At 56.0% G+C, this 16,325-nt stretch carries 15 protein-coding genes and 1 tRNA gene; 7 read left to right on the top strand and 9 right to left on the bottom strand.

Annotated features, from left to right (window positions below; genetic code table 11):
* Positions 1-31: 31 nt before the first annotated feature.
* Positions 32-319, bottom strand: a complete 288-nt coding sequence (locus tag LA04_RS12125) for an HTH-type transcriptional regulator (RefSeq protein ID WP_029740975.1) — start codon at positions 317-319, stop codon at positions 32-34.
* 331 nt (positions 320-650) lie between these two features.
* Here LA04_RS12125 and LA04_RS12115 point away from each other — a divergent pair, with 331 nt between their 5' ends.
* Positions 651-1,361, top strand: coding sequence for a DUF3053 domain-containing protein (locus LA04_RS12115; protein WP_047651743.1), 711 nt, complete (start codon positions 651-653; stop codon positions 1,359-1,361).
* 247 nt (positions 1,362-1,608) lie between these two features.
* Positions 1,609-1,821, top strand: coding sequence for a transcription antiterminator/RNA stability regulator CspE (cspE, locus tag LA04_RS12110; protein ID WP_003860775.1), 213 nt, complete (start codon positions 1,609-1,611; stop codon positions 1,819-1,821).
* Between the two features lie 58 nt (positions 1,822-1,879).
* Here cspE and ghrB read toward each other — a convergent pair whose 3' ends face one another.
* The 6 genes from ghrB to LA04_RS12080 form a co-directional block, all read right to left on the bottom strand.
* The gene (ghrB, locus tag LA04_RS12105) at positions 1,880-2,854 is read right to left on the bottom strand and encodes a glyoxylate/hydroxypyruvate reductase GhrB (RefSeq protein WP_047651741.1); all 975 of its coding nucleotides are present in this window, start codon (positions 2,852-2,854) and stop codon (positions 1,880-1,882) included.
* Between the two features lie 26 nt (positions 2,855-2,880).
* Positions 2,881-4,161, bottom strand: coding sequence for an MFS transporter (locus LA04_RS12100; protein WP_047651739.1), 1,281 nt, complete (start codon positions 4,159-4,161; stop codon positions 2,881-2,883).
* 117 nt (positions 4,162-4,278) lie between these two features.
* Positions 4,279-5,217, bottom strand: a complete 939-nt coding sequence (locus LA04_RS12095; RefSeq protein WP_047651738.1) for a sugar kinase — start codon at positions 5,215-5,217, stop codon at positions 4,279-4,281.
* A gap of 3 nt (positions 5,218-5,220) precedes the next feature.
* Positions 5,221-5,970 (bottom strand): sugar phosphate isomerase/epimerase family protein, encoded by a 750-nt coding sequence (locus LA04_RS12090; protein ID WP_047651737.1) that lies wholly within the window; start codon positions 5,968-5,970, stop codon positions 5,221-5,223.
* Positions 5,971-6,073: 103 nt separating this feature from the next.
* Positions 6,074-7,090: a LacI family DNA-binding transcriptional regulator gene (locus LA04_RS12085; protein ID WP_039261180.1), complete on the bottom strand. Its 1,017-nt coding sequence runs from the start codon at positions 7,088-7,090 to the stop codon at positions 6,074-6,076.
* A 180-nt stretch (positions 7,091-7,270) separates the two neighbouring features.
* On the bottom strand, positions 7,271-7,933 hold the full coding sequence (locus LA04_RS12080) for an OmpA family lipoprotein (protein ID WP_047651735.1): 663 nt from the start codon (positions 7,931-7,933) through the stop codon (positions 7,271-7,273).
* A 211-nt stretch (positions 7,934-8,144) separates the two neighbouring features.
* Between LA04_RS12080 and LA04_RS12075 the strand changes: the two genes are divergently transcribed.
* Positions 8,145-10,424, top strand: a complete 2,280-nt coding sequence (locus LA04_RS12075; RefSeq protein WP_052119546.1) for a molybdopterin guanine dinucleotide-containing S/N-oxide reductase — start codon at positions 8,145-8,147, stop codon at positions 10,422-10,424.
* On the opposite strand, the gene LA04_RS12070 is transcribed toward LA04_RS12075, so the two are convergent.
* Both LA04_RS12070 and tag read right to left on the bottom strand, forming a co-directional pair.
* Positions 10,387-10,833, bottom strand: a complete 447-nt coding sequence (locus tag LA04_RS12070) for an N-acetyltransferase (protein ID WP_032661790.1) — start codon at positions 10,831-10,833, stop codon at positions 10,387-10,389. The two genes, LA04_RS12075 and LA04_RS12070, sit on opposite strands and share 38 nt — an antisense overlap.
* Positions 10,811-11,392 carry a DNA-3-methyladenine glycosylase I gene (tag, locus tag LA04_RS12065; RefSeq protein ID WP_047651732.1) on the bottom strand — a complete coding sequence of 194 codons (582 nt, stop codon included), beginning with the start codon at positions 11,390-11,392 and terminating at the stop codon, positions 10,811-10,813. Before tag ends, LA04_RS12070 begins: the two co-directional genes overlap by 23 nt.
* Positions 11,393-11,546: 154 nt before the next feature.
* On the opposite strand from tag, the gene LA04_RS12060 reads away from it, so the two are divergent.
* The 4 genes from LA04_RS12060 to LA04_RS12045 all read left to right on the top strand — a co-directional run bounded on the left by LA04_RS12060 (position 11,547) and on the right by LA04_RS12045 (position 15,788).
* On the top strand, positions 11,547-12,245 hold the full coding sequence (locus LA04_RS12060) for an autotransporter domain-containing protein (RefSeq protein WP_047651730.1): 699 nt from the start codon (positions 11,547-11,549) through the stop codon (positions 12,243-12,245).
* A 238-nt stretch (positions 12,246-12,483) separates the two neighbouring features.
* Entirely contained in the window at positions 12,484-13,686 is a 1,203-nt protein-coding gene (locus LA04_RS12055) for an L-lactate MFS transporter (protein WP_047651728.1), read from the top strand.
* A 239-nt stretch (positions 13,687-13,925) separates the two neighbouring features.
* A complete protein-coding gene (gene eptB / locus LA04_RS12050) occupies positions 13,926-15,620 on the top strand; it encodes a kdo(2)-lipid A phosphoethanolamine 7''-transferase (RefSeq protein WP_047651726.1) in 1,695 nt (564 codons plus the stop codon).
* Between the two features lie 91 nt (positions 15,621-15,711).
* Positions 15,712-15,788 (top strand) — tRNA-Pro (locus LA04_RS12045).
* Positions 15,789-16,325 lie beyond the last annotated feature (537 nt).

Raw genomic sequence — 16,325 nt, 5'->3', positions numbered from 1 at the left:
CCCCCGCAGAGGCGGGGGCATTCAATCTTCACTACGCTATCTGTTTGCTGAGTGCAGGGTTGGCCTGAATCAGGCGCATCAGCCTTAACTCGGTTGGGGTGGGTTTCTCACGTTTTGACTCCCACTCCTGCACCATAGCCACGCTGACACCCATCGCTCTGGCGAATTCTTCTGTTTTCAGTCCTGTCCCTTTGCGCAATTGCTCGTATTCTGTAAAGGGATTGGATTTTTGTTGCAGGGTAATCGCCTGCGGTACGTCTTTAAAAATGATCTGTTCCAGGCTGCTCAGCAGCTCAAACTCAGGATCTTTATATTCCATTGAGGACTCCTCTTAAATCTCACATCGTGATCAAGAACATCAGAGAGCCAGTTAAGAATAGTCCCTAATACGAACCCAGGATCGTCACGGGTGTGATTAATTGTGCGATAACGATCGCTTTACGCGATTCAGCGATATGGATAGTTATGCTAATTACCTGATTAGTCATATGTCGGCTTCGGCAGGTATTTTTTTGTAAATGGTAAGAAATAAATCGGCAATAGCCGTTTTGCATGAAAAGAGTATCTTGCAAGGCTGACCTGGACTATCCTTGTCAGCGTCGGGCACGCGTGTGCCGGTGTGCGCTTTTTTGGGTGAAAGGAGTAATAAAATGGCGACAGGAAAGTCCTGCTCTCGCTGGTTTGCGCCTATTGCGGCGTTGTTGATGGTTGTTAGCCTGAGTGGGTGTTTTGATAAAGAAGGCGATCAGCGCAAAGCGTTTATCGATTTTCTGCAGAATACAGTGATGCGCAGCGGCGAGCGGTTGCCGACGCTGACTGCGGATCAGAAAAAACAGTTTGGCCCCTTCGTGTCCGATTACGCCATTCTTTATGGTTATTCACAGCAGGTGAGCCAGGCGATGGATTCCGGTATCCGCCCGGTAGTGGATAGCGTGAACGCCATTCGCGTTCCGCAGGATTATATGACGCAGCGCGAACCGCTTCGCCAGTCCAACGGTGCGCTTGGTGTACTGAGCCAGCAGTTGCAGAATGCGAAAATGCAGGCTGACGCGTCACGTTCTGCGCTGAAGCAGGGCGACGATCTCAAACCTGTCTTCGACAAAGTGTATGAGAAAGTGGTGACGAAACCGTCTGAAGCGCTGCAACCGCTGATTCCGGCCGCGCAAATCTTCACGCAGCAGCTGGTTCAGGTGGGTGACTTTATCGCCCAGCAGGAAACTCAGGTGAGCTTTGTTGCCAACGGCATTCAGTTCCCGACCTCGCAGCAGGCAAGCCAGTACAATACGCTGATTGGGCCGCTAGCCTCCCAGCATCAGGCCTTTAGCCAGGCCTGGAGTGCCGCAGTCACGGCCACAGAATAAACCGAAAAAACCCCGCTTCTGGCGGGGTTTTTTTATGCATATCGAAAATAACGCTTGTCATTCATCTACCACATCGGTATAACTATCCCCGTCGGTTTGTTACACAGACCTAAAGCAGTTTAGTAAAGCAGTCCAGATTGTTATCCATAGATACCCTTCGTAGTGACCCTTCCTTCATCGCTTAAAAATCTGTAACGCAATCCATCAAGCCGGAAGGCACAATATATTTGTTAATAAGGTAATTTCTATGTCTGCTAAAATGACTGGTCTGGTAAAATGGTTCAACGCTGATAAAGGTTTCGGCTTCATCACTCCTGACGATGGCTCTAAAGATGTGTTCGTACACTTCTCTGCTATCCAGAACGATGGCTACAAATCTCTGGACGAAGGTCAGAAAGTTTCCTTCACCATCGAAAGCGGCGCTAAAGGCCCAGCAGCTGGTAACGTTGTAAGCCTGTAAGCTTCCAACCCAGTAGCACAAAATTCAAAAACCCGCCTTCTGGCGGGTTTTTTCGTTTCTATCGTTGCACCTGCGGGTTCACGCAGTTTATCTCCACCTTTCCGCTAAGAGCGGCGATGAGATTATCGACCGCAGTGGCCGCCATGTTGTAGCGCGTCTCATGGGTGGCTGAGCCGATGTGCGGCAGCGCAACCACGTTAGGCAGCGAAAGCAGCGGCGAATCCACCGGCAGCGGCTCCTGCTCAAACACGTCCAGACCTGCTGCATGGATCTCACCGTTTTGCAGGGCCTCAATCAGCGCCTTCTCATCCACCACCGGGCCACGACCCGCGTTGATGAAAATGGCGGATTTCTTCATTTTTTCAAATGCGGATTTGCCAATCAGATGACGCGTTTCGTCCGTCAGCGGCAGAACCACGCAGACAAAATCGGCTTCCTGCAGCAGAGTATCCAGCTCGCAGTAACGGGCGTTGAAGCGTTCTTCGGCTTCACCGTGATGGCGACGCGCGTTATACAGAATCGGCATGTTAAAACCAAAATGCGCGCGCTGCGCGAGCGCCAGCCCGATACGACCCATACCGACAATGCCCAGCGTCTTGCCGTGAACGTCCACGCCGAACCAGTCCGGTCCAATGCTTTTTGTCCATTCGCCCGCTTTGACGCGCTCAGCCACTTCCACCACGCGACGGGCCGTGGTGAGCATCAGCGCCATCAGCGTGTCGGCCACGGTTTCCGTCAGGGCATGCGGCGTATGCATCAGCAGGATCTTGCGGGCATTGAGGGCATCCACATCGAAGTTGTCGTAACCCACGGAAACGGTAGAGGTAGCACGAAGCTTCGGCATTTTCTCCAGCAGGGCGACATCCACTTTCTCGCTTGAACCCAGCAGGCCTTCGGCGCTGGCGAACGCTTCGGCGTGCTGCGCCACGGTTTCCGGGCTCAGGTTCTTCACCTGCGTGACGGTGAAGTGTTCTTCAAGACGTTTCTGCAGATCTTCCGGCAGTGCTTTGTACAAAATGACGGACGGCTTCATGCTAATCTCCGTTGATTTTTAAGGGTTCAGGCGTGGCGTGCGCCGATGGGGTGTTGTTGATTATGAGCAGGCTTAACAATCAGAGTAAGCCACACGGAGGCGAAAAGCGCCACCCCCATAAAGATGTACGATGCGGACGGACTGCCGGTGGCACCGTTCAGGTAGCCGACGAACCAGGAGCCGCAGAACGACCCCAGCGCACCCATACTGTTAATCAGGGCCATCGCGCCACCCGCAACGTTACGCGGCAGCATTTCCGGGATGATGGCAAAGAACGGACCATACGGGGCATACATGGCGGCACCGGCGACCACCAGCAGGGTATAAGAGGCCCAGAAGTGATTTGCACCCACGGCCCACGAGCCGATAAAGGCAAAAGCAGCGATCAGCAGCAGCGGCCAGACAAACAATTTTCGGTTCTGCAGCTTGTCCGATGCCCAGGAGACGACGATCATGGCGATGGTTGCCGCCAGATATGGTACGGAAGAGAGCCAGCCTACTTCGACCATGCCGAGGTTTTCGCCGCCGCTGCGGATAATCGACGGCAGCCACAGCACAAAGCCGTACACGCCAATGCTCCAGGTAAAGTACTGCGCGCAGAGCAGGATCACGTTGCGCGAGCGGAAGGCTTCACCGTAGTTGCGTACCGCCTTCAGACCTTGCTGTTCTTTATCCAGCTGTGCCTGCAGCGCCGCTTTTTCGTCTTCGGAAAGCCATTTCGCCTGTGCAGGTTTATCTTTCACCAGCACCCACCAGCAGAATGCCCAGATCACTGCCGGCACCCCTTCGATGATAAACATCTCGCGCCAGCCGAAGGACTGGATCAGGTAGCCAGACACCACCGACATCCACAGCACCGTGACCGGGTTACCGAGGATCAGGAAGGTATTCGCGCGCGAGCGTTCAGATTTGGTAAACCAGTTGCTGATGTAGATCAGCATCGCCGGCATGACCGCCGCCTCAACGACGCCGAGGATAAAGCGAATGGCGGCCAGGGCAGGAATATTGTTCACCACGCCGGTCAGTGACGCGCAGGCGCCCCACAGGATCAGACAGACGAAGATCAGCTTACGCACGCTGCGGCGTTCCGCATAAATCGCGCCGGGGATCTGGAAGAAGAAATAGCCAAGGAAGAAAAGGGCGCCCAGCAGGGAGGAGATACCTTTGGTGATGCCAAGGTCCTCTGTGATCCCCGCCGCGGACGCGAAGCTGAAGTTGGCACGGTCAAGGTACGCCAGGCTGTACGTGATAAACACGATTGGCATGATGTACCACCAGCGTTTTACTGCATTGGTCGAACTGTTCATAGGCTTGCCTCTGTTGTTGAGGTTGTTACCGCCGTTGTCTGTAGGGTACACGGTGGCTTAATTATTTGGTGTGGCTTGCTGCCCTCACCCTGGCCCTCTCTCACAGGGAGAGGGAAGTTAAACGCCGAGCTCTGCTCGCGTAGGTAATCCTTCGCTGTCGCCCTGCACCTGAATGGCCAGCGAGCCAATTTTGTTGCCCCGCGCCACGGCCTGCGACAGCGTTTTGCCTTCCAGCAGAGCGCTAATCACGCCCACGGCAAAACCGTCGCCCGCGCCGACGGTGTCGACCACGTTCTCAACCTTAACCGCCGCGACCGCGCCCTGTTGGCCGTCGGCCGTCTTAAACCATGCACCATCGGCGCCGGTCTTCAGCACCACCGCTTTTACCCCTTTATTCAGATAGAAATCGGCAATGCCTTCCGGCGTGCTTTCGCCGGTCAGAATCATCCCTTCTTTCAGGCCCGGCAGAACCAAGTCTGCTCTGAACGCCAGACGGTTGAGTTTCTCGGCCATTTCCGCTTCGCTTTTCCACAGCACCGGGCGCAGGTTCGGATCGAAAGAGATCGTTTTTCCCTGGGCTTTCAGCGTGGCTGCCGCGTGATCCAGCAGTTCATACGAGCTGGCGGACAGCGCTGCCGCCACGCCGCTCAGGTGCAGATGGCGCGCGGAGGCGAAATAGTCGGCGTGGTAATCCGCCACGGAGAGGTGGCTTGCGGCCGATCCTTTACGGAAATACTCCACGATGGGATCGGTTCCATTTTCGACCTTGGATTTAAGCTGAAAGCCGGTAGGGAAGCGTCCGTCGAGGGTGACGCCTGCGGAATCAACCCCCTCTTTTTTCAGCGAATCGAGAACGAAATGGCCAAAGCTGTCGTCCCCCACGCGGCTGACCCAGCCGACGTTCAGGCCAAGGCGCGCCAGGCCGGTCGCGACGTTTAGCTCTGCGCCTGCGACGCGTTTGATAAAGTGCTCTACCGCGCTCAGCTCGCCCGTTTCGGTGGCGACGAACATCGCCATGGCCTCGCCGATCGTGATGACATCCAGCGTCTTGTGCATGGTTTACCCCTCGCGCAGCAGGTTGACGTAATGGCGGGTAACGGCGGTTAAATCCGTCCCTTCCAGCGGGAACTCGATACCGCGCGGGGCATCGGCAGGCAGCTGGCCGAGCAGATCCAGCCAGCGCGCATCAGTGTGGTCCGGCGCCACGGCGCGGAAGTTATCTTTATGCGGCACGGCGGCTTTCACGTGGATATAGCTCACCGCAGGGGCAAGGTGACGGGCGGCCTCTTCGGGGGAGTCACCGACCCACAGCCAGTTGCCCATGTCGAAGGTCAGCGTGATGGGTAAAGCCATTTCCCGACAGGCGGCCTGGAAGCGCTGCATGGGCGCGAGCTGTCCGCAGTCGGTCTGATCGTTCTCCACGACCAGCGCCATGCCGCTTGCGTTCAGCAGGCTACGCAGGGTGTCGAGAGGCTGCACATCGCGGAAATGGCCCAGGGAAACCTTCAGCCACAGGGCGTTCAGGGTGCTGGCCTCAGAGAGATAGCGGGTCAGGTCCGGGTTGAGGGTGCCGTCGGGCATAAACAGGGCGGCGGGGGCGGAGTAGCACGCCAGCAGGCCCAGCAGCTCAATGGATTCGCCCAGCGCAGGCAGCGTCAGCAGCTCTTCGCTGCTGAACAGTTCCCGGCGGATCTCCACGCCGTCTGCCCCCGCGCCTGCAATAACGGGAAGCATTGCCCGCTGGCCGCCTGCCTGTCGCACCTGTTCCGCACCGTACGCGGCGGTGACCACCATAATTTTCCTGCCCATCTTCGGACTCCATCGCAACATATCAATACTATTACGCTAGATGGAACCGGTTCCAAAGAAAAGGTCAGGATGTCGAATTTATGATCGGTATCACAAGGGAAAATTAACGCGCCGTGGAGCCGCGAACGATCAGCTCTCCGGAGAAGACCTGCTCGCGAACGGCATCGCTGGTGCCTTCAATGCGACGAACCACTTGTTCAACAGCAGCATAGCCAATCTGCCAGGTGGGCTGTTTGAGGGTCGTAATGCCGACGCCAGCCAGCTCCGCCCACTCCAGTTCATCAAACCCCAGCAGACCGATATCGCTGCCCCAGTGCAGGCCAATGCGCTTGAGCGAGCGGGCGACCTGAAGCGTCAGCGCCCCGTTGGCGGAGATAACGGCTTTGCGCATACCGCGATGGCGCGTGTGGAACTGGCGCAGGGTGTTGTCGAGCTGGTCGGCTTCGTGAAGCGGCGTTTCGGCATTTTCGGCGATCACGCCGGGATATCGCTCCAGCGTGGCGCGAAATGCGCTAAGACGCTCGCGACGGGTGTTGACCATCCCTAGCGGTTCACTCAGAAACAGAATGGCCTCGAAGCCCTGTTCTATCAGATGTTCCGTGGCGGTCGTGGCGGCCTGGGTGTTATCCAGCCCGACCACATCGCAGGCAAATTCCGGGATTTTACGGTCGATGAGGACCATAGGCAGAGAGGACTGCTGCAGGCGGTTTAAACCCTCTTCCCGCATGCCCACCGCGTTCACCACGATCCCTTCGACCTGATAGCTGCGCAGCAGATCGAGGTAATGCAGCTCCTGGTCGACTTCGTTGTTGGTATTACAGACCAGGGGCGTGAAACCTTTCTCGCGACAGGCGGCTTCAATACCGCTGAGCACGTTAACGGAATAGGGGTTGGTGATATCGGCGATGATTAGCCCGATAAGGCGGGTGCGGCCACGTTTGAGCCCCCGCGCCATGAGGCTGGGACGGTAGTCGAGATCGGCAATGGCCTGTTCAATACGCGCCAGCAATGCGTCGGACAGCAGGTGTTTCTCGCCGTTGAGGTAGCGTGAAATGCTGGTTTTACCGGTTTTGGCGGCTTTCGCCACGTCGCTGATGGTGGCCCGGGCTGGTTTGCTCATCGCTGATTTCCCTGAATTTAGTGAGAATACCTTAACGGGAAAATCGGACGAATCAAGTAATTTGCCGGGTGGCGCTGCGCTTACCGGAGGTTGCGGTCTGATGCCCTCACCCCAACCCTCTCCCACGGGAGAGGGCGCAAACACTAAAAACGGCAACGAGCGTTGCCGTTTTGCTTTTACCTACTGAATTGGGCTTAACGTAATCTCTACGCGGCGGTTCTGCGCTTTGCCTTCCGCCGTGCTGTTGCTGGCGATAGGGTTGGCAGGGCCCATGCCGCTGGTGTGGATACGGTTCGCTTCAACACCCTGGGTAATCAGCGAGCTGGCCACGGCGTCGGCGCGCTGCTGGGACAGACGCATGTTCAGATCCTGGCTGCCGGTGCTGTCGGTGTAGCCCATCACGTTCACGGCGGTCTTGTTGTACTCTTTCAGCACCATCGCCACGCCGGTAAGGGTGTTCGCACCTGCGGGTTTCAGCGTTGCGCTGCTGCTGTCGAAGGTCACGTTGTTCGGCATATTCAGGATGATGTTATCGCCGCTGCGCGTCACGCTCACGCCGGTTCCCTTCATTTTGTCGCGCAGCTTCGCTTCCTGCACGTCCATGTAATAGCCAACGCCGCCGCCCAGTGCCGCACCCGCCGCGGCGCCAATCAGCGCGCCTTTACCGCGGTCTTTCTTGGAGGAGGAGAGCGCCCCCACGCCTGCGCCGACCAGCGAGCCGATACCCGCGCCAATGCCGGATTTACCCGCTTCACGCTCACCGGTGTAAGGGTTAGTTGTGCAGCCAGAAACAGCCAGTGCACCGCTCACCAGAGCGGCAATAACGAGTACGCGTTTTTTCATCTTCTTTCCTTAATCCTTTTTATTCTTTGCCACGGCGAGCGTGGCAGTTGATTATGACGTCCAGATACGGAGAAAATTCCGGGTATAACTCTGAAATTTGTGACAAACCATAAACTGCCTCAACAAGAAGGCCGTAAACCTGCACGCAACCAGGAGCGCACGCTTGAGCACCTCAACGAAAACCATTCTGACCGCCGCCCACTGGGGGCCGATGCTGGTCGAAACCGATGGCGAAAATGTTCTGTCGTCCCGCGGGGCACTGCCAACCCAACATCCCAACTCGTTACAGACCGCCGTTCGCGATCAGGTGCACAGCAAAACGCGCGTGCGCTGGCCGATGGTGCGTAAAGGTTTTTTGGCCTCGCCGGACAAGCCGCAGGGGGTTCGCGGTCAGGATGAGTTTGTTCGCGTGAGCTGGGATGACGCGCTGGCGCTGATCCACGCCCAGCATAAGCGCATCCGCGACACTTACGGTCCGTCGTCCATTTTTGCCGGCTCCTACGGCTGGCGTTCTAACGGCGTGCTGCACAAGGCCTCAACGCTGCTGCAGCGCTACATGAGCCTGGCGGGAGGCTATACCGGCCATCTCGGGGATTACTCCACCGGCGCGGCGCAGGCGATCATGCCGTACGTCGTGGGAGGGAACGAAGTGTACCAGCAGCAGACCAGCTGGCCGCTGGTGCTGGCACATACCGACGTGGTGGTGCTCTGGAGCGCTAACCCCCTCAACACGCTGAAAATTGCCTGGAACGCCAGCGACGAGCAGGGCATCGGGTATTTCGACGCGCTGCGCAAAAGCGGCAAGCGCATCATCTGCATTGACCCTATGCGCTCTGAAACCATGGATTTCTTCGGCGACAGCGCCGAGTGGATTGCCCCGCATATGGGCACCGACGTGGCGATGATGCTGGGGATTGCCCATACGCTGGTAGAAAACGGCTGGCACGATGTTGAATTCCTGACGCGCTGTACAACCGGCTTCGATAAATTCGCCGACTACCTGACGGGCCAATCCGATGGGGTAGCAAAAACGGCAGAGTGGGCGGCAAGTATTTGTGGCGTTCCTGCGGACAAACTCCGCGAACTGGCGGCGTTGTTTCATAAAAATACCACGATGTTGATGTCCGGCTGGGGAATGCAGCGCCAGCAGTTTGGTGAGCAAAAACACTGGATGCTGGTGACCCTTGCCGCGATGCTTGGGCAGATCGGCACGCCGGGCGGCGGTTTTGGTCTCTCCTATCACTTCGCGAACGGCGGTAACCCGACGCGTAAAGCGGCGGTGCTGGCGTCTTTGCAAGGCTCGGTGCAGGGCGGCGTGGATGCGGTAGATAAAATTCCGGTGGCGCGGATCGTTGAAGCTCTGGAAAACCCCGGCGGGTTTTATCAGCACAACGGCCTGGACCGCCACTTCCCGGACATTAAATTTGTCTGGTGGGCGGGCGGATCGAACTTCACGCACCATCAGGATACCAACCGCCTGATCCGCGCCTGGCAAAAGCCGGAGCTGGTGGTGATTTCCGAGTGCTTCTGGACCGGTTCGGCTAAGCATGCAGATATCGTGCTCCCGGCGACCACCTCGTTTGAGCGTAACGATCTCACCATGACCGGCGACTACAGTAACCAGCATATGGTCCCGATGAAGCGCGTTGTCGCCCCGCGAGACGAAGCGCGTGATGATTTTGACGTGTTTGCTGAACTGAGCGAGCTCTGGGAAGCGGGCGGCCGCGAGCGTTTTACCGAAGGGAAAAGCGATCTGCAATGGCTGGAGAGCTTCTACCAGATTGCCGGCCAGCGCGGCGCGGCGCAGGGCGTGACGCTTCCGCCATTTGCTGAGTTTTGGGAGGCGAACCAGATCGTCGAGATGCCGGAGAGCGAACAGAACGCGAAGTTTGTCCGTTTCGCCGATTTCCGCCGCGACCCGGAGAACCACCCGCTGAAAACCGAGAGCGGAAAGATCGTGATCCACAGCGAGCGCATCGCCAGCTTTGGCTATGCCGACTGCCCGCCACACCCGATGTGGCTCGAGCCGGACGAATGGCACGGCAACGCCCGGCCGGATCAGCTGCAGGTGTTGTCTGCGCATCCCTCGCACCGTCTGCATAGCCAGCTTAACTATACGTCCCTGCGCGAGCAGTATGCGGTCGCCGGGCGAGAGCCGATCACGCTGAATACCCTCGATGCGAAAGCGCGCGGGATTGCGGACGGCGACGTGGTGCGCGTCTGGAACTCGCGCGGGCAGGTGCTGGCAGGGGCGGTAGTGAGCGACGGAATTAAACCGGGCGTGATCTGCATTCATCAGGGCGCATGGCCCGACCTTGAGCCCGCCGAGGGAGGGATCTGTAAAAACGGGGCGGTTAACGTGCTGACCAAAGATCTCCCCAGCTCGAAGCTGGGGAATGGCTGCGCAGGGAACACGGCGCTGGCCTGGGTAGAAAAATATCAGGGACCCGAGCTTACCTTAACGGCGTTTGATCCGCCTGCCAGCTCATGATCCACGTCGGGTGCTGAGTGTCATCCTGCCAGGCGCTGTCTTCAATGCGAAAGCCCTGAGCATGGTAGAAATTCACCGCCCGCACATTTTTCTGATATACCTCCAGGGTTAAATGCGGGAAGCGCTGTTGAACATGGTTCAGCAGCGCGCGCCCGATGCCTTTCCCGATGCATGATGGTGCGACAAACAGCGCGCCGACAAACTGAGACTGCATCACGCTGATAAATCCGTATGGCTCGCCATCCTGTTCCCAGACCCAGGTTTCCGCCGACGGCAGATAAACGTCCCGCACCATGGCCTCGTTCTCTTTCCAGTAACCCGGCTCGATAAACGGATGCGCTTCCGTGGTGCTTTCAAGCCACAGGCTCAAAAGCGGCGCGGTATTCTCACTTTGCCATTTGCGGATCATGATGGCCTCCCGGATGACAGAAGCAGCCGGTAACGTGGTCGTTGACCAGGCCACAGGCCTGCATAAAGGCGTAGCAGATGGTGGAGCCGACAAACTTAAAGCCGCGTTTTTTCAGGGCCTTCGAGAGCGCATCCGAGGCCGGGGTAGAGGCCGGGATTTCCGCGAGCGTGGCGGCCCGGGTGACCTGCGGATCGTTGTTCACAAACGTCCAGACAAAATCTGAGAACGATTCGCCGTTTTGTTCCATTGCCAGATAAGCGCGTGCGTTACCGATGATGGCCTGAATTTTACCGCGATGACGGATGATACCGGCGTCCTGCACCAGGCGTTCCACATCTTCATCGGTCATCGCGGCGACGGCGGCAGGATCGAACTGATGGAAGGCGTTGCGGTAGTTTTCGCGTTTCTTCAGTACCGTAATCCATGACAACCCCGCCTGCTGGCCCTCCAGGCAGATCATCTCAAAGAGTTTTTTGCCATCCGTTTCCGGCACGCCCCATTCCCGATCGTGATAGTCGATATAAAGCTGATCCTGGCTCACCCAACCGCAACGTTCCATCCGTCATCTCCCTTATTGATACTGATTTCGCAAATATTTCGTTCTGACTGGCTTGACGTGTTTACTATAAAGACAATAGTTAATACAAGGGCTATAAGCTCTTCCTGAATAACGACAAATATCGCCGAATTCGGCTCTCTCTGGGGTCGCGTTGATGATGATAAAAAAAATCAGTGGTCGCCATGCTGCTTCTGGCCTGGTGGGGATTTCAGCCTGCCTGTTTTTTTGTAATACAGCGTATGCCTGGCAACAGGAATATATCGTTTCAGACGCCCAAAATAATACGGCGGAACGCTATACATGGGACGCGGATCACCAACCGCGTTATGAGGATATTCTGGCTGAGCGTATTCAGTCTTCACAAAATGCGCCGGGTCTTGCCCTGAATATACCGTCTGGCAGCGCGACGGAGGGGGCGATGAGCGTGGGCTGGAATTTTCCGGTTTCAGCCCGTATCACCACCGGTCCGGTAGTGGCGTGGCGCTACGACGGCACGGCTCCCATGATGATCAACGAGTTTGGTGATAGCGCGTCGACGCAGGCAATCACCGACCCGCTCTGGCATGCCAGCGTCAGCACGCTGGGGTGGCGCGTGAATACCCAGTACGGGGATCTCCGTCCCTGGGCGCAGATTAGCTATAACCAGCAGTTTGGTGAAAACCAGTGGAAATCGCAGTTTGGCATGCCGCAAACGCCAGCCCCTGCCCAAAACGGTAGCTGGATGGACGTCACCGTGGGAACGGATATTCCCTTTAATACGCACGTGGCGGCCTATGCGTCGCTGGCTCAAGGGGAGCACTCCACCACCGGTGAGGAGTTTTTATACACCCTCGGCGTTAGCGCAAATTTCTAGAGTTGTTACTTTTTTAAACGTTACGATAACATCTCGAATACAACAACCACGGGCTATACAGCGATAGCAGATACTAACACCCTGTCGCTTTATTCCTGGGCCAGGCCATTCATTCCCGATTCCAGGCATTTCATTCCGTTCCGCCTGCATTTCATGCCGTTTTACCCCAGGCGTTTTAAGGTTTTGTTTATCGTTGTCCTCAGCGAACTTCCTTAATTTCTCTTGCAGGACAACTGCCATGAACACATCATCTTATAACCGCACGCGCTGGCTCACGCTCTTTGGCACCATCGTCACCCAGTTTGCGCTGGGGTCGGTCTATACCTGGAGCCTGTTTAACAGCGCGCTTTCCGACAAACTCGGCGCGCCGGTCAGCCAGGTCGCGTTCTCCTTTGGTTTGCTGAGCCTGGGTCTGGCGATTTCGTCTTCGGTCGCGGGCAAGCTGCAGGAGCGTTTTGGCGTGAAGCGTGTGACCATGGCGTCCGGCATTCTGCTGGGGTTGGGCTTTTTCCTGACGGCGCACTCCAGCAACCTGATGATGCTGTGGCTGAGCGCCGGCGTGCTGGTGGGTCTGGCCGATGGCGCAGGTTATCTGCTGACGCTGTCGAACTGCGTGAAGTGGTTCCCGGAGCGTAAAGGCTTAATCTCCGCGTTCGCCATCGGCTCTTATGGCCTGGGCAGCCTCGGGTTCAAATTTATCGACTCCCATCTGCTGGCGTCCGTTGGCCTCGAAAACACCTTTATGATCTGGGGCGCAATCGTGCTGGTGATGATTCTGTTCGGCGCCACGCTGATGACCGATGCGCCGCAGCAGGAGGTCAAATCCGTTAACGGCGTGGTGGAGAACGACTTCACCCTCGCGCAGTCCATGCGTAAGCCGCAGTACTGGATGCTGGCGGTGATGTTCCTGACGGCCTGCATGAGCGGTCTTTATGTCATCGGCGTGGCGAAGGATATCGCGCAGGGGATGGTGAAGCTGGATGCCGCCACGGCGGCGAATGCGGTGACGGTCATCTCCATAGCCAACCTCTCCGGTCGTCTGGTGCTCGGTATTCTGTCTGACAAAATTGCCCGCATCCGTGTGATTACGATTGGGCAGGTGGTTTCGCTGGTCGGTATGGCGGCGCTGCTGTTCGCTCCGCTGAATGAAGCCACCTTCTTTGCGGCGATTGCCTGCGTGGCCTTTAACTTCGGCGGCACCATTACCGTCTTCCCGTCACTGGTGAGCGAGTTCTTTGGCCTGAACAATCTGGCGAAAAACTACGGAGTTATCTATCTTGGCTTCGGGATCGGCAGTATCTGCGGCTCGCTGATTGCCTCCCTGTTCGGCGGGTTCTACGTGACCTTCTGCGTAATATTTGCCTTGCTGATTATCTCGCTGGCGCTCTCGACCACGATTCGCCAGCCGCAGCGCGAAGTATTCAAAGAAGCGCACGCGTAAGCTGTATGAGAGAGGCCTCTGTGGCCTCTTTTTTCTTTATGCGAGACGCTTCCCGTTTCGATATTTTGTAAAAATTTACACCGATCACACTCTCTGCTGCCACTTTTCTCTCCCGCTGTGGTCTACTTACCGCGCTTGTAGACGTTTCTCATAACGCTTCCTTACGCATTTACTTACTCTGTCCGCTTTCTCTTTGAGATTCGACGGGTCTTTATACCCCTTCCCCCAGGGTTGTTTGCATGAAATACATTAGGTCTCTTACCCAGCAAAGATTGTGTCTGATGCTGGCTGTCTATATCGGATTATTTCTGAATGGCGCGGTACTGTTCAGAAGAGTGGAAGGTTATTTTGAAAACCTTACCGTGAGTAATGGTATTTTTGCCGCCATTGAAGTGTTCGGCTCCGTCCTCGCTACCTTCTTCCTCTTACGCCTGCTGTCCCTTTTTGGCCGACGTACCTGGCAAATTTTGGCCTCGCTGGTGGTGATTATTTCCGCCGCCGCAAGCTATTACATGACCTTTATGAACGTGGTCATTGGTTACGGTATCGTTGCCTCGGTGATGACCACGGATATCGACCTCTCGAAAGAGGTGGTAGGGAAAGGCTTTATCGTCTGGACGGTTTTAGCCTGTCTGATCCCGCTGTTCTTTATCTGGAGCAATACCTGCCGCTATACGCTGTTACGCCAGCTGCGCACCCGTGGACAGCGGATCCGCAATATCGTCGTCGTCCTGCTGGCCGGTCTGCTGGTATGGGCGCCTATTCGCCTGATGGAAACGCAGCAAAAACGCGTCGAAAAAGCGACGGGCGTGGATATGCCAAGCTATGGCGGCGTGGTGGCAAACTCGTATTTGCCGTCTAACTGGCTGTCAGCGTTAGGTCTGTATGCCTGGGCGCAGGCGGACGAATCCAGTGATGTAAAATCGCTGATCAATCCAACGAAACAATTCACCTACCAGCCGCCAGCCGACGGGATTGATGATACGTACGTCGTCTTTGTCATCGGCGAAACGACGCGATGGGATCATATGGGTATTCTCGGCTATAACCGGGATACCACGCCAAAGCTGGCGCAGGAGAAAAACCTGGTGGCTTACCGTGGCTATTCCTGCGATACCGCAACGAAGCTTTCGCTGCGCTGTATGTTTGTGCGTGAAGGCGGTGCAAGCGATAACCCGCAACGCACGCTGAAAGAGCAGAACGTGTTTGCCGTGCTGAAGCAGCTTGGATTTAGCTCAGACCTGTTCGCCATGCAAAGTGAGATGTGGTTCTACACCAATACTCTGGCAGATAACATCGCGTACCGTGAGCAGATTGGTGCCGAGCCGCGTAACCGCGGCAAAAACGTCGACGACATGCTGCTGCTGGAAGAGATGTCGCAGTCCCTCAAGAACCATCCGCAGGGTAAGCATCTGGTTATTCTGCATACCAAAGGGTCGCATTACAGCTATTACCAGCGCTACACGCGGGATTTCGCGAAGTGGCAGCCTGAGTGCGTGGGCATTAATAAAGACTGCAGCAAGCAGGAGCTGATCAACGCCTACGATAACTCGGTGCTGTACGTGGATACCTTCCTGAGTCGGGTGATCGATCAGCTGCGCGATAAAAAAGCGATTGTGATTTACGCGGCAGACCACGGTGAATCCATCAACGAGAAAGAGCACCTGCACGGTACGCCGCGCAAGCTGGCACCGCCGGAGCAGTTCCGCGTGCCGATGATCATGTGGATGTCGGATAAGTATCTGGAAAATCCGGAGAAGGCGAAGATGTTTGCTCAGCTGAAAAAAGAGGCGGAGATGAAGGTGCCGCGTCGTCACGTTGAGCTGTACGACACTATTATGGGCTGTCTCGGCTATACCTCACCGAACGGTGGGATTAACGAAAACAACAACTGGTGTAAACTCCCTGATAACAGCGTAAAAGCCGCGCAGTAGCTGCTCTGGCGAGAATATCGCCAGTTGAATGGCTTTTTGAAAATAAGGGATTGACGGGGGCGCACCTCAGCAGTAAGATGCGCTCCGCATTCGGCGAGTAGCGCAGCTTGGTAGCGCAACTGGTTTGGGACCAGTGGGTCGGAGGTTCGAATCCTCTCTCGCCGACCACATTCTGAAAAGGGCTAACCGCAAGGTTAGCCCTTTTTGCATTATGATCTTATCCCGTCAGAGTATCCAAAACGCCCCTTAGGCCTGCTTCTCCCTGCCTGTTAACGATTTTGTGACATAATCCATTGTATTTTTTTATATATAGATTGATCTTTTTTCGCGTTGCTTATGGATAACCTCAGCATTTTTCGCTGTGCGTTTTAACGTTCGCGGTATTTAGTGCTCAGATAATCACCATTCCGCAAGAAAATTTACCCATTCTGAATAAAAGTTAATCACTGATTGTTGCGAAATATGAAGAGACTTGTGCTGCAAGATAGCGAGTAGCATAAATTTCCCTGCTGAAAACTGGCATACATAGTTTTTTTAATCTTTGTTTGCGGTTTCTCACACTCAGCGTAAATCCCCGTCACCTGTATTGACGTTTTCACATTCTGTTGACAGATTGTAGGGCATGAGGGGCATTTCAGGGACGATCTGCGCTGCAACTCAAACGCTCTTCTGAAAGGATTCTCCATCCCTTTAAAGCCTTCGGGC

The sequence above is a fragment of the Enterobacter sp. UCD-UG_FMILLET genome, assembly GCF_000762975.1.
GTDB classification, from domain to species: domain Bacteria; phylum Pseudomonadota; class Gammaproteobacteria; order Enterobacterales; family Enterobacteriaceae; genus Enterobacter; species Enterobacter dykesii.
The sequence above is the reverse complement of the archived record's forward strand: the minus strand, read 5'-3'. Positions and strand labels throughout refer to the sequence as shown.